General features: G+C 69.5%; 13 protein-coding genes and 1 riboswitch. Of the genes, 1 reads left to right on the top strand and 12 read right to left on the bottom strand.

The window, feature by feature from the left end:
* The first annotated feature begins 69 nt into the window (after window positions 1–69).
* Complete coding sequence (locus tag ACPEH1_RS06015) at window positions 70–1,437, top strand: helix-turn-helix domain-containing protein (RefSeq protein ID WP_136006680.1); 1,368 nt, start codon at window positions 70–72, stop codon at window positions 1,435–1,437.
* Between the two features lie 51 nt (window positions 1,438–1,488).
* Here the strand turns inward: ACPEH1_RS06015 and ACPEH1_RS06010 are convergent, their stop codons facing one another.
* From ACPEH1_RS06010 to ACPEH1_RS05955, 12 genes are all read right to left on the bottom strand, one after another.
* On the bottom strand, window positions 1,489–3,384 hold the full coding sequence (locus tag ACPEH1_RS06010; protein ID WP_287248439.1) for a patatin-like phospholipase family protein: 1,896 nt from the start codon (window positions 3,382–3,384) through the stop codon (window positions 1,489–1,491).
* 144 nt (window positions 3,385–3,528) lie between these two features.
* Window positions 3,529–4,026 carry a lipocalin family protein gene (locus ACPEH1_RS06005; RefSeq protein WP_229296577.1) on the bottom strand — a complete coding sequence of 166 codons (498 nt, stop codon included), beginning with the start codon at window positions 4,024–4,026 and terminating at the stop codon, window positions 3,529–3,531.
* A gap of 66 nt (window positions 4,027–4,092) precedes the next feature.
* Entirely contained in the window at window positions 4,093–5,166 is a 1,074-nt protein-coding gene (locus ACPEH1_RS06000; protein WP_017357386.1) for an SAM-dependent methyltransferase, read from the bottom strand.
* Window positions 5,163–5,954, bottom strand: a complete 792-nt coding sequence (locus ACPEH1_RS05995) for a DUF1295 domain-containing protein (protein WP_136006646.1) — start codon at window positions 5,952–5,954, stop codon at window positions 5,163–5,165. Before ACPEH1_RS05995 ends, ACPEH1_RS06000 begins: the two co-directional genes overlap by 4 nt.
* Window positions 5,951–6,508, bottom strand: coding sequence for a DUF2878 domain-containing protein (locus ACPEH1_RS05990; RefSeq protein WP_017357388.1), 558 nt, complete (start codon window positions 6,506–6,508; stop codon window positions 5,951–5,953). Before ACPEH1_RS05990 ends, ACPEH1_RS05995 begins: the two co-directional genes overlap by 4 nt.
* Window position 6,509: 1 nt before the next feature.
* On the bottom strand, window positions 6,510–7,766 hold the full coding sequence (locus ACPEH1_RS05985; RefSeq protein WP_423715438.1) for a class I SAM-dependent methyltransferase: 1,257 nt from the start codon (window positions 7,764–7,766) through the stop codon (window positions 6,510–6,512).
* A complete protein-coding gene (locus ACPEH1_RS05980) occupies window positions 7,763–8,530 on the bottom strand; it encodes a DUF1365 domain-containing protein (RefSeq protein WP_423715437.1) in 768 nt (255 codons plus the stop codon). Before ACPEH1_RS05980 ends, ACPEH1_RS05985 begins: the two co-directional genes overlap by 4 nt.
* Window positions 8,527–9,807, bottom strand: a complete 1,281-nt coding sequence (locus ACPEH1_RS05975; protein WP_136006640.1) for an NAD(P)/FAD-dependent oxidoreductase — start codon at window positions 9,805–9,807, stop codon at window positions 8,527–8,529. Before ACPEH1_RS05975 ends, ACPEH1_RS05980 begins: the two co-directional genes overlap by 4 nt.
* Window position 9,808: 1 nt before the next feature.
* Complete coding sequence (locus ACPEH1_RS05970) at window positions 9,809–10,768, bottom strand: acyl-CoA desaturase (protein ID WP_313274830.1); 960 nt, start codon at window positions 10,766–10,768, stop codon at window positions 9,809–9,811.
* Window positions 10,769–10,850: 82 nt separating this feature from the next.
* On the bottom strand, window positions 10,851–11,624 hold the full coding sequence (locus tag ACPEH1_RS05965) for an anti-sigma factor (protein ID WP_017356864.1): 774 nt from the start codon (window positions 11,622–11,624) through the stop codon (window positions 10,851–10,853).
* On the bottom strand, window positions 11,621–12,190 hold the full coding sequence (locus ACPEH1_RS05960; RefSeq protein WP_017356865.1) for a sigma-70 family RNA polymerase sigma factor: 570 nt from the start codon (window positions 12,188–12,190) through the stop codon (window positions 11,621–11,623). The genes ACPEH1_RS05965 and ACPEH1_RS05960 overlap by 4 nt, the downstream gene beginning before the upstream one ends.
* 70 nt (window positions 12,191–12,260) lie before the next feature.
* Complete coding sequence (locus ACPEH1_RS05955; RefSeq protein ID WP_423715436.1) at window positions 12,261–13,037, bottom strand: hypothetical protein; 777 nt, start codon at window positions 13,035–13,037, stop codon at window positions 12,261–12,263.
* Between the two features lie 168 nt (window positions 13,038–13,205).
* Window positions 13,206–13,437: riboswitch (cobalamin riboswitch) on the top strand.
* The last annotated feature ends 67 nt before the right edge of the window (window positions 13,438–13,504 follow it).

The following is a 13,504-nucleotide window of genomic DNA, read 5'->3' as shown; positions in this document are numbered from 1 at the left end:
GGTCAACCTCGATTTCCGGGCTGTATGCGCTTAATCTGGCCAATGCCCGCTACGATTTTTGTGAATCTTGTGAACAGCCAGTCTCCACACCGCCAGATCGGCCTGCGCCTGCTGAAGCTGCGCGAGCAGCGCGGCTACAGCCAGATCGACCTGGCCCGGGCCCTCGGCCTCTCGGCCAGCTACCTGAACCAGATCGAGCGCAACAAGCGACCCCTGACCCCGGCCGTGCAGCAGAAGCTGCGTGCGGTGCTGGGCGATGTCAGCGAGCTGTTCGATGTCGATGAGCCGGGCGCGCTGCAGGATGCCCTCGGCGAGACCCTGCGCGACCTCGGCCTGGACGATGTGAGCAGCACCGAGCTGCGCGCGATGGCCGGCAACCTGCCGCAGATCAGCCGCGCCCTGCTGGACCTGCACCGGCGTCACCTGGCGCTGCGCGAGCATGCTGCCGCGCTGGAGTTCCAGCTGGGTGACGTGCATGCCGGCCAGGCGCTGCCGGCCGGCGATCAGGTGCGGGACTTCTTCAACCGCATGCACAACCACATTCCCGAACTGGACGATCTGGCCGAGCAGTTGTTCGGCGAATGGGGGCTGGTCGCCGGCCACGTGGCGCCGCGCCTGCGCCAGCTGCTGGCCGACCGGCACGGGGTGCTGGTGGAAGTGGCGCCGCTGCAGGCCGGGCGCGAGAAGCGCGTGTACGACGGCGGCAGCCGCACGTTGTGGTTGCCCGACTACCTGGAGCCGGGCCAGCAGGCCTTCCAGATGGCGGCCGAACTGGCCCTGCTGGGGTACGCGGCACAGATCGATGCGGTGATCGCGCGAGCCGGCTTCCGCGAGCCGGAACAGATCGCGCAGGCTCGGATCGGCATGTCCAACTACTTTGCCGGAGCGCTGGTGATGCCGTATGCGCGGTTCCTGCGCGCGGCCGAACACAGCGCCTACGACATCGATGCGCTGGCGCACCGCTTCGGCGTGGGCTTCGAGGCGGTCTGCCACCGCCTGAGCACGCTGGCGCGGCGCAGTGCGCCGGGGCTGCCCTTCTTCTTCATCCGCGTGGACCGCGCCGGCAATGTCTCCAAACGGCATTCCGCCACCGACTTCCACTTCTCGCAGGTGGGCGGCTCGTGTCCGCTGTGGATTGTGTATGAGGCGTTCAATCAACCCGGCCGCGTGCTGACCCAGACCGCGCGCATGCCCGATGGCCGCCGGCACTTCTGGCTGGCGCGCCAGGTGAGCAGCGGCCCGGTCGGGCACGGGCAGCCGCGCAAGACCTTCGCGGTGGCGTTGGGCTGCGACCTGCAGCATGCCGAGCGGTTGATCTATTCGCGCGGGCTGGATATCCAGAGCCCGGGCAACTCGGTCTCGATCGGCCCCGGTTGCCGGGTCTGCCCGCGCGAGGACTGCATGCAGCGCGCGTTCGCGCAGTTGCCCGGGCGCTGAGGCGGCCGGTGCGAGACCTGGGCACCGGTAGTGGTGCCGGTTTCTCCGGGCTCAATAGATCGGGGTGACCTTCATCTGCGGCAGGGGGCGAGGCGCGCCGTCGGTGAGGTCCGGGCCGAGGTCGTCCCAGCGCTGGCCCTGCTCGACCATGTGGTGCCACAGCTGCTGCGATTCGCGTCGCTTGTCCTCCGAACCCAACCGGTAGGACGGCGGCGGCGGTTCGCCGCTGGCCACGCTCTCGTACGCATCGTGCCACGCAGCCACGCGCTGCGCGGGATCGTCGGTGCGCGCGATCTCCAGGGTGTAGCGCTGGTAGGCCGAGGCCAGGTTGCGCCAGCGGATCCAGTAGTGGTTGGCGAAGGAGAAGTCACAGAATCGCTCACCGGCCACGCTGCCCTTGGCGGCGATGCGGCTGAGCACGTCCTGCGGCATGTCCAGATTCATGCCGCCTTCGTCGCCGTGCAGCGAAACGTGCACGATGCGATCGCGATAGCCCGGCGCACGCGCCTGCAGCACATCGCGCCAGTTCTGCATGGTGGAGACGATCGAGAACAGAAAACCGGACATCTCCGCCGCGGCCAGCGGCTTGGCGATGGACTGGTAGCTGCGCTGCCAGCCCTGACGGTTCTCGGTGGGCAGGAACACCGCCCGCTCGATCTGCGCCTGTTCGCCCTGCCCCTCGGCATCGGACAGGAGGACGGCATCGGCGTGGCGCGGATACACCAGGTTGATGCCGAAGGTGGGCCAGCGCGGCAGCGCGGCGTCGAACAGATGGATGGGGAAGTTGCTGCTGATCCCGCCATCGGAGAACCAGCAGACCCGGAACGCGGTGATGACCGGGCCACAGTTCTGCCCGCCACTGGTCAGCCCTTCCATGCTGTCGGCCACATTGCTGCTGTCGCGCCCGGGCGTGGGCGCCGCTGCCGGCTCGCAGCGGCGCTCACGACGCGCCGGCTCGTGCAGCGGCACCGCACTGATCAGCAGCGGAAAGCTCAGGCTCATCCGGGTGGCCACCAGCACCGGCAACTGCTCGCCATCGACCAGCCGGTAGTAGTCGCGCCCGTCCACGCGCTGCGGCGCCCCGGCCTGCGCCACCAGCCAGTCCACGACACTGGCCGGGAACAGCTGCAGGAACTCCTCGCGCACGAACCAGAAGTGCGCAGCGCTGAACGGCAACGTGCGCGGCTCGGTATGCGAAACGCAGGTGGTGATCATCTGCAGGCTGATCGCGTGCGCGCCGGCCGGCTCGCCGGCATAGCGCGGTGCCTGGTGCAGGTCACCGAAGGTCAGCGGCCGGTCGGCCGGCAGGCCAGCCAGCGCCTGCAGGCGGGCATGCAGCCAGTCGGTGAGCGCCGGCGTCGATGCATCGGCCTGGGTGGCGCCGCTGCACAGGCCCAGCAGGTTGCGCCGCGCGACCCGCGCCACGCGCAGGGCCGAGGCGAGTACGCCGGCACCGTAGGCGCACAGCAGCGACGGCAGCAGCGTGGCCCAGACACCGTCCACGCCACCGGCCAACCAGCCGATGCCGAGCAGCCCCACCAGCGTGGCCAGCAGCTCCAGCGGCGCGATCGCGAACACCGCCGCGAGCAGGCAGGCGATCTTGCGCGGCAGGCTGGACTTGCCGGTGAGCATCACCAGCAACCGGTAGGCGGTGCGCGCACCGTGCGCGGGCTGGAACAGGCTGTAAATGAAGCCACGCCGCGACAGCTCGGCCGATACCGTGGCCAGGCCCGGAAAACCGACCTGCGCCTCCACCGCCTGGCCGGCATGGCGCCGGCGGTCGCCCAGCGCGGCCGCCGCCGCCACCGCCGCGGCGATGGCGCCTGCCGAGGTGCCGCCGATGTTTTTGAAACGGTACTGTCGGGCCAGCGACAGCACCGCGTTGGGATACACGATGCCGCTGGTGATGCCGCCCTTCATGACCAGATCGCAATACCTGTCCGCCACGCTGCCGTCCTCTGTCCGCCGGTGCGCAGCCGATCCGCGCACCGTCCCCGTACATGGCCCGGAGGGGCCGCCGTATCGGGAGATCGATGACGACAGTATCGCCTGCGGGCTTCTCAGGGCCTGAGAAACCGGCCACGGATCGGCCTATTCGGCCGCGCCGGACTGCGGCACGCGCCTTACCTGGGACAGGTCATAGCCAAGCGCGGCGATGCGTGTCATGGCCTTCTGGTAGTCGGCATCGGAGAGGGTCGGGGTACGCGACATCAGCCAGACATAGTCGCGCTTGCTGCGGCCGACAATCGTCTGCTGGTAGTCCGGATCCAGGTACACGATCACGTACTCGGCCTGGATCGGCCAGATGAACTGCATGCCCCAGACCGCCCCGCCGGTGCCTTCCTTGACCGTACCGATCGGATGCATGGTTTTCACCGGTGCGTCGAAGCTGCCCTTGCGGTAGCGGAAGGTGGTCTGGATGCGGCCGTCCGGTCGCAGCGCATAGGATTCCACCGCATCGTAGGCCTCGCGCTCGGGCCGGCTCGGGATATGCGCAATCACATACCAGTCGCCCATGAAGCGTGGCACGTCGACCTGCGCCACCGGGGGAATGGGGCGGGTGTTGCCGCCGCAACCGCCCAGCAGCATGCCGGTGACCAGCAGCGGGATGAAAGCACGAATCGTCATGACGGCGTCCTCGGCAGGCGTGGGGGATCAGGAGCGATCGAACAGGTAATGCGCCACCTGCCACTGCTGGCCCTGCTGGTAGCCGAACAGCTCCGCACAGGCCATCCAGAACATGCGCCAGCGCTGGTGCCACAGCGGGGCCGCAGCGTCGCCGTAGCACTGGCGCAGCACGGCCATCACCGCGTCCTTCTCGCGGTCCTGGTTGGCCAGCCAGTGGTTGGCGGTGCGCTGGTAGTGGGTGCCATCGAGCAGCCAGCGCTGCTGCAGGTGCAGGTGCTGCTGGAAGAACAGCAGCGTGTCGGCGGCAGGCATCAGACCACCGGTGAAGAAGTGCCGGCCCATCCAGTTGTCGTCGCCGTCCGTCTCGAACGGGTACATCAGCGTGCGGTGCACGAAGATGTGCACGAACAGCTTGCCCTGCGGGGTGAGCCAGCCGTGGATGCGCTGCAGCAGCTGCGGGTAGTTGCGCATGTGCTCGAACATCTCGATGGACACGCAGCGGTCGAAGCTGCCCGCCTCCAGGGTGAGATGGTTGACGTCGCGGGTAAGGACGGTGACGTTGGCCAGCCCCCGCGCCCGGCACTGCCCCAGGATGTACTCGCGCTGGCTGTTGGAGTTGGAGACCGCGGTGATCCGCGCGCCGGGGTAGCGCTCGGCCATCCACAGGGTCAGCGAGCCCCAACCGCAGCCGAGCTCGAGGATGCGCTGGCCGTCGGCGAGCTGCGCGCGCTCGCCATACAGCGCCAGCATCGCCTCTTCGGCTTCATCCAGCGTCTCGTGGCCGGTGGCGTAGTAGCAGCTGCTGTACTTCAGGCGTTTGCCCAGGCAGTGATGGAAGAAGTCCGCCGGAACCTCGTAGTGCTGGCGATTGGCTGCATCCACGTGCAGGGCCACCGCGCTGCTGGCCAGCCCGGCGATGCGGGCGGCGAAGCGCTGCGACTGGGCCTGCTGGCCCCCGGCGAGTTCGTCGCGCAGGCGCTGCTCGCATTGGCGGCGGATGCCCAGGCGCAGCAGCGCGTCGGGCAGCAGGCCGCGTTCGGCCAGGCCGGTCAGGCCGGGGGCATAGTCCGGCAGGGGCAACGGTTCACTGGCGGCATTCACGATGACATCTCCTTGCGGGAGGAAGAGCGGGAGGGGAACCACGGGAACAGCATCGGGGTGGTGCGCTGGTAGTGGCGGTAGTCCTCGCCACGGCTGCGCAGCGCCTGCGCCTCGGTGAAGGGAATGCCGCTGACCCAGCGCAGGAACACGTACATCACCAGCGGACCGGACCACGCCAGCCACCACAGCGGCGAGTGCACGGCCAGCAGCACGTAGGTGAACCAGTGCAGCCATTCGAAGAAATAGTTGGGATGCCGCGAGTAGCGCCACAGACCCTGGCGGCAGGTCGTCCCCTTGTTGGCCGGATCGGCGCGGAAGCGCGCCAGCTGGCGATCGGCGAGCGCCTCGCCGCCCACGCTCAGCAGCCACACCGCGGCCGCTGCGATCAGCCAGCCGACGTGCGTGGCCGGGGCGACCGACACCGCCACGAAGGGCAGCGCGAACAGCACGATCAGCAGTGCCTGGAACTGGAAGAAGCCGAAGATCTTGCCCTGATGGCCGTTCCAATACTGCCGCAGATGCCGGTAGCGGCCGTCCTCGGGTTCGCTGCGGACGCGGCGCCACAGGTGCAGCGCCAGCCGCGTTCCCCACAGGCCGCCAAGGGCAGCGAGGGCGATCCGCGGTGTCGACGCACCGGTGCCGAGCAGGGCAAGCAGCAGCGCCGATGCACCGACACCCTTGGCCCACAGGACGTCGACCACGCCGATATTCTCGTGGCGGCGCTGCCACCACCAGCCCCACGTCATGATCACCGCGGCATACAGCCAGATCACCCACAGCATCTTCATCGTGTCTCTCCCGCAGCGAGGGTGTTGATCGGGTCCACCGGGCGTTGCCAGTGGCGCGCGCACGCGGCCAGCAGCGGCAGGGCGACCGCCCAGCCAAGGCCCAGCACTGCCACGCCGTGCCACGGCGGCGCGGTGAATACCACCGAGGACCAGCCGCGCGCAGCCGACAGATACGCCAGCGGTGCCAGCAGCAGCCCCACCAGTGCGGCCACGCGCAGATGCCGCTGCAGCACGGCGAAGGACACCGTCAGCGTCATGGCGAAGGCGGCCCACAGCGCGAGAATCCACGGCGGAGCCAGCCAGGCCGCATCGTTCCCGGCGGCGTACACCACGCGCCCGGTACCACCCGCCAGGCCATCGACCACCAGCCCGCAGCCGATCGCCACGCCCATCAGCTTCATCTCGACCGATGGCCGCGGCGACCACGCCAGCTGGCTGGCCACGTATGCGGCGGCTGCCAGCAATGCCGGCCACCACAACCCGCGGCCGGCGCCGACCACTGCGCACAGCCACACCAGTTGGTTGCCAATCACGTTGGACCAGAAGCGCAGCACCTCAGCCCTCCCCGGCGATCAGCGCAGGCCGGTAGCCGGGTCGCGCCATCAGCAGGTGCGACACGCCGATCGAGCGCTCCAGGAAGCCGCCTTCGCAATAGGCCAGGTAGAACTCCCACATCCGGATGAAACGCGCATCGAAGCCCTGCGCGCGCACGGCGGGCAGCTGGGCAAGGAAGCGGTGCCGCCAGGCCCGCAGCGTCAGCGCATAGGACGGCCCGAAATCGTGCTGGCCGATCAGCTGCAGGTCGCTGCTGCGGGTCTTGGCAGCGACGATCGCGTTGATCGACGGAATGAAGCTCCCGGGGAACACGAAGCGCTTGATGTAGTCCACGCTGCGGCGGGCCTGTTCGTAGCGCTGGTCCTCGATGGTGATGGTCTGCAGCAGCGCCAGACCGTCGGGGTTGAGCAGGCGGGTGAGCGTGGCGAAGTACGTGTCCAGGTACTGTGCGCCGATCGCCTCGATCATCTCGATGGAGACCAGCTTGTCGTACTGGCCCTCCAGGTCACGGTAGTCCTTGAGCAGCAGGGTCACCCTGTCCTGCAGGCCGGCGGCTTCCACCCGCGCCTTGGCCAGCGTGTACTGCTCGACGGAAATGGTGGTGGTGGTGACATGGCAGCCGATCTCGCGCGCCGCATACAGCGCGAAACCGCCCCAGCCGGTGCCGATCTCGATGACGCGATCATCGGCGGTGAGCTGCAGCTGTTCACAGATGCGCGCGAGTTTGCGCTGCGAGGCTGCCTCCAGCGGGTCCCCGGTGCTGGCGTACAGCGCCGAGGAATACATCAGGTCCTCGGACAGGAACAGCGAGAAGAACGGGTTGCCGAGGTCGTAGTGCGCGGCGATGTTGCGCCGGCTGCCTTCGCGGGTGTTGCGGCGCAGGCGGTTCCAGCCCTTCAGCAGCCAACCACCGACACGCGCCACGCCGCGCTCCATGCTGTCGAGCAGGTCGCGGTTGCGCACCAGCAGCTGCACCAGCGCGACCAGGTCGCTGCAGCGCCAGTCGCCCCGGATGTAGGCCTCGCCGGCGCCGACGCTGCCCTGCGCGGCCACCGCGCGGTAGAACGCCGGATCGTCCACCCACACGGTAACGCGCAGCGTTGCCGTCGGATCGCCCAGCATCACATCGCCGGCGGCATCGCGCAGGTGCAGGCTGCCACCGCGCAGCGGCGCCAGCTGGGACACCAGGCGATCGCGCAGGAAGCGTTCCAGCGCGGTGGGCAGGGCGGGCAGGCGTGGCCGGGTCATGTCGTTCATGGGCGTTTTCCAGCAAGCGAAGGGTGGTCGTGGACGGGGGTGCGCTTGAGCCACAGGCGCAGCGCCTGCCAGTGGATGGCCGCGACCACCTGCAGGGTCATCAGCGGGTAGCGCAGCAGGACGCCGGCGAGGCCGCAGCGGTCCAGCGGCTGGCGCTGCAGCACCAGATCGGCATCGAACTGGCGCGCACCCTCGCGCCAGACCTGCATGTGCACGTGCAGATCCTCACCCGGCGCGGTGAAGCGCCAGCGGTAGCGGCAGTCCATCGGCATGAAGGGCGAGACGTGGAACTGCTTGTCGAACTCCCATGCCAGCGCGCGGCCGTGGGCATCGGCGGCGGCCACCGGCAGCACGTAGGCGTGCCGCTCCTTCCAGGGCGTGTTGGTGATCTCCGCGACGATGCACTCCAGCGTGGTGCCGTCGGCGGCGTAGCAGTAGTAGAAGCTGACCGGGTTGAACACGTGGCCGCCATAGCGCAGGTGCGCGAGCAGGCGGACCGGTCCGGCCGGCGCGTGGCCGAGCGCCTCGGTCACCCGCGCGCGCACGGCCTCGGCCAGCGGCACGGCCGGGTCGCCGAGGTAGTCGCTGCGGCGGAATTCGGCCAGGTTGCGGCGGCCCACCGACCACAGCCAGCGGCCACGGAACACCTGGTCCAGCTCATCCAGATCCAGCAGCAGCTGCGCCACCGGGTAGCCGAACGCGTGGGCCTGTGGCAGGTGGCGGCGATGCCGCATGCGGCCGCGGTAGATCGCGCTGGCGCTCATGCCGACACCGCCTCGGACAACGGCCAGTACGCGTCGGCATCCAGTGCGTCCAGCGCATCCACCACACGGCGCGCGCTGCGGATGCCGTCCTCATGGAAGCCCCAGCCCCAGTAAGCGCCGGCGAACCAGGTCCGGCGCCGGCCCTGTACCTCGGCCCAGCGCCCCTGCGCGCGCACCATCGCGTGGTCGTGCACGGGGTGCGAGTACTGCAGGCGGCGCAGCACCTTGGCCGGGTCGATCGCCTCGCTGCGGTTAAGCGTGACCACCAGCGGCGTGGGCGTGTCGATGCCCTGCAGCAGGTTCATGCAGTAGCTGACCGTGCACGGTGCCGTCGGCGACGCCGGCACGTGGGCGTTCCAGGCGGCCCACGCCTTGCGGTGCGTGGGCAGCAGCCGGGCGTCGGTATGCAGGACCACCTCGTTGGGCTGATAGCGGATCGCCCCGAGCACGGCACGTTCGGTCGGATCGGCATCGGACAGCATCGCCAGCGCCTGGTCGCTGTGGCAGGCCAGCACCAGCTGGTCGAACCCTTCCAGCCCGGCCGCACTGTGCACGCGGACGCCCTGCGCGTGACGTTCCACGCCGTATACCCGGCACTCCAGACGCTCCCGGACCTGCCAGCGGCGCCGCATCGCGTCGATGTAGCGGGCCGACCCGCCCTCCACCACCCGCCACGGCGCACGGCCACTGACCTGCAGCATCTGGTGGTTGGCCATGAACTGCACCAGGTAGCGTGCCGGGAACGCGGCCAGCGCCGCCGTGGGCGCCGACCAGAGCGCCGAGGCCATCGGCAACAGGTGCTCGTCCACAAAGGCGCGTCCGTAGCCACCGTCCTGCAGGTATTCACCGAGCGATGGCCCGTCCCCGTCGCTCTGCAGCAGCGCCGGTGCCTCGCGGTAGAAGCGCCGCAGATCGCGCAGCATGCCCCAGAAGCGCGGCGAGACCAGGTTGCGGCGCTGGCAGAACAGCGCATCCAGCGAGGTGGCGTTGTACTCCAGCCCGCTGCGCTCGCTGTGCACGGAAAAGCTCATGGTGGTCGCCCGCGTCGCCACGTTGAGCTGCTCGAACAGCGCGGTGAGCAGGGGATAGTGCAGCGGGTTGAACACGATGAACCCGGTGTCCACCGCCTGCGTGCGCCCGTCCACCTCCACCGTATGGGTGTGGGTGTGCCCGCCGAGGTAGTCGTTGGCTTCGAACAGGGTCACCTCGTGGCGCTGCGACAGCCACCAGGCGCTCGCAAGGCCGGCGATGCCCGATCCGATCACGGCGATGCGCATGTCAGTTCTCCGCCTTGGCCAGCACCCACGCCGGCACCGGTTTGAGATCGCGTACCAGGCCCAGCCAGCCCATCACGCGCAGGCCGTACCAGGTGATGTCCACTTCCCACCAGTAGAAGCCCTGGCGCACTGTGCCCGGGAAGAAGTGATGGTTGTTGTGCCAGCCTTCACCGAAGGTCAGCAGTGCCAGCCACAGGTTGTTGCGGCTGTCGTCGGCGGTGGCGAAGCGGCGCCGGCCGAAGCGGTGCGCCAGCGAGTTGATGGTCACCGTGGCGTGGAACAGCACCACCGTGGAGATGAAGAAGCCCCACACCAGCATCTGGCCGCCGCTGGTGCCCCACGACGGCGCGATGCGCTCGAGCATGGCCCCCAGGCCGAACAACGCGGCGGCCAACACGATCGGCACCAGAGTGTCGAAGCGGTCCAGCCAGCGCAGTTCGGGATATTTCGCCAGGTCCGGGATGCGCGCGAAGTCGGTGCGGAACCCTTCGGGGGTGAGGAACCAGCCCATGTGGCTCCACCAGAAGCCGTGCACACGCGGCGAGTGCGGATCGGCCGGGGTATCGGTATGGCGATGGTGGTGCCGATGGTGCGCGGCCCACCAAAGCGGGCCCCGCTGCACGCTGGCCGCGCCGATCACGGCGAACGCGAACTGCACCGCGCGCGAGGTCCGGAAGGTGCGGTGCGCGAAGTAGCGGTGGTAGAAGGCGGTGATCGCGAACATGCGCACGGCATACAGCGCCACCGCGACCCCGACCGCGATCCAGGACACGCCCACCCACAACACCGCCACGCAGGCCAGGTGCATCGCCGCGAACGGAATCGCGCGCAGCCAGTCCACGCGCTGCGCGGCTTCGGGCGCCACCGTCGTGTCGGCACCGGTATCAAACCAGCGCCGCACCGTGGGCCAAAGGCCCCGGCGGGCGGTGCGTCCTGTTGCAGGGGCGGGTCCGGCCGACATATCGCGCATCTCCTGGCGTGCTTGTCAGGAGATACGGGAACAGCGGCCTTCCGGATGCACGTATCCGGAAATAAAGTGCACCTTAGAGGTTGGCGATGTCGCCCTTGGCGATGACCGGGCCGGTCGGGATGCCCTGCGGGGCGCCGCCGGACGGTTCCAGCGTGATCGCCAGCACCGAACCGTTCACCAGCGCATCACGCAGCATGTCCGGTACCGCCACGGTGTGGGCGCGGTTGATCGAGACCAGGCCCAGCGAACGCGGTGCACCGCCCGCCGGGATCAGCCACAGCTCGGGCGCGCGCCCGGCGGCGTCGGCCGGCGCCGGGACCGGCACCATCAACACTTTGCCGTGGGCCTTGTCGACCGAGGCCAGCCAGCCAGGGGAACCGTCGTCGTGCAGCAGCGGCGTGACCGGCCTGGTGGCCTGTTCCGGCTCGGCCGGCGTGGTCGGGGTGACCGCCACCGGCGGCGCTACCGGTGCCACCGGTACCACGTCGCGGCGGGCAAGGACCGCCACCAGCGCGACCACCGCTGCCAGCGCCGTCATGCCCTGCCAGAAGCCGGTGCGCTGCCAGGCGCGCGGTGTGGCGCCCACCGACGGCCAGCCCAGCGAGGTGCGGATACGCGGCCACAGGTGGGCCGGGACGGCCTCGGTGCCGAGTGAGTCGAGCAGCGGCGCCAGCCGGTTTTCCCACTGGCTGACCAGGCGCGCAAAGCCCGGATCACGGGCGATGCGCTGTTCCACCTCGGCGCGCTGGGCGGCATCGAGCACCCCGAGCACGTATTCACCGGCCAGGATGTCCGCGCCGGGTGGTTCGGCGTCATGAGGCATATCGTGGAGATCGCGGACGTTCATCGTTCCAGGCACACCCGTAGTTGGCCCAGCCCACGGCGGATCCAGCTTTTCACCGATCCCAGCGGCGCACCGATCCGGCGCGCCAGTTCGTCATAGCTCGCCCCATCCAGGAAGGCCAGCCGGATCAGCGAACGCCGGCGAGGCTCCAGCGTGTCCAGGCAATCGTCCAGGCGCTCGCGATCGGAGGCGTGCTCGGCCGCCTGCGCCGGCTGCGGCGCGAAATCGGGAATCTCTTCGGCCACCGACAGATCGTCCAGCGGGCGCGGCGGTGCGGCGCGCAGGCGATCGATGGCGCGGTTGCGGGCCAGCGTGGAGAGCCAGGTCATGGCTGAGGCCTTGGCGCGGTCAAACTGCGCGGCCTTGTGCCACACCGTGACAAAGGCGTCCTGCAGCACGTCCTCGGCATCGCCGCGGTCGCGCAATATGTGCAGGCAGATCGCGAAGAGACGGCCGGAGGCCAACTGGTAAACCGATTCAAACGCCTGGCGGTCGCCGGTGGCGACCTGGACGAGCAGCTCATCGAGGCGCCGCGAGGCACCGGTATCGGCAGTGTCCAGCTCGGGCATCGCAGGCTCAATGTCGTCGGGGGAACAGCCGGCATCGTCGTCGCTGCGCGCCTGCCGCGCAAGGGGGCACTCATCCGGCGCATGCGGACACCAGCGGTTGCTGCCGCGCGGAGGCCAGCTCGGCCGGCGTTGCCGCGACCGGCGCCTCGGCAAACTCGACGCGCACCTGGGGGTAGCGCCCGTGTTCATCACGCACGTTGCCGGTGCCGGAGAACTGCAGGAGGCGGGGTGTGGCGCGCGCGTAGATCAGGGTCACCGCCGGCACGGCGAAGCCGAACCAGGCATCCAGGCGCATCTGCAGCTGCTCGGCCGGCTGGCCCTGCCAGGTGACCGCACCGCTGCGCTGCAGCTTCAATGGCACCAGCCGCTGGCGGCTGGGCAGCAGGAACTGGAAGGCCACGCTGCGCCCGCCCTGGAGGGCGTCCCAGTGCTTGAGCACGGCCGCGTCGAACCCGGCATCGACCACCGCGTCGGACGGAATCGCGATGGTACGGCTCACGCGTTCGGCCTGCGCGTCCTCACGCACGTACACGGTGCGGGCGGTGGCGCTGCCCTGCAGGCCTTCCTGGTAGCCGTTGCGCGCATCTTCGAACGCGAAGTCCGGGGTCTGCGCACTGCCCTGCGGGGTCATCCATTTGCGCGCGAAGGCGCGTCCGTCCGCGCAGCGGTACAGCACCAGCCGCGAGCGCGCCTCGGGCGGGCCCTGCAGCCAATGGGTCTCGTGGTACAGCAGGCGCCCGCCGGCGGGCGCGTAGGCACGGCCTTCCTGGCGCTGCACCTGCTGGGCAGCGGCTGGCAGCGCCGGGATCAGCACCAGCAGCAGCGAGGGAAGAAGGGTTCGGCGCATGTCCGGCTCCGCAGGGGGGTCATCGGGAGATACGCAGGCAACGGCGTCATGGATGCAGTGGCTGGCGCGCCTGCCCCACTCCCGAAGCACGTTCTGGCTGAACCGGCAGAGGCCCCATGACGCGACCCAGGACGAACCGGCCCCCCTTGACCACCGCGCCCCTTCGGCCTACCTTGTGCTCGCCGAAGGTATCCATCTCTTCATGCAGATGAAGGGATGGGTTTAAACGGGAATCCGGTGAAGGCGCCTTGCGCGCCCATTCCGGAGCTGCCCCGCAGCGGTGAATGGAAACGAATCCCGCCAACAGCACTGGGCATCCGCCTGGGAAGCGGCAGGTACTAGGAGGGCGTGCGCGTCCGTGTCCATCAGCCCGAATACCGGCCCCGGCCGGGGAACACGACCGTTCCCCGATTCGACCTGGAACGTCCGCGGGGAGGTTGCCGGGGCCTGCCGCCATGCCGCCAGCA

The organism is Stenotrophomonas sp. NPDC077421 (genome assembly GCF_049545505.1).
In the GTDB taxonomy this organism is placed as follows: Bacteria; Pseudomonadota; Gammaproteobacteria; order Xanthomonadales; family Xanthomonadaceae; genus Stenotrophomonas; species Stenotrophomonas nematodicola.
This window is presented reverse-complemented; position numbering and strand designations above follow the sequence as displayed.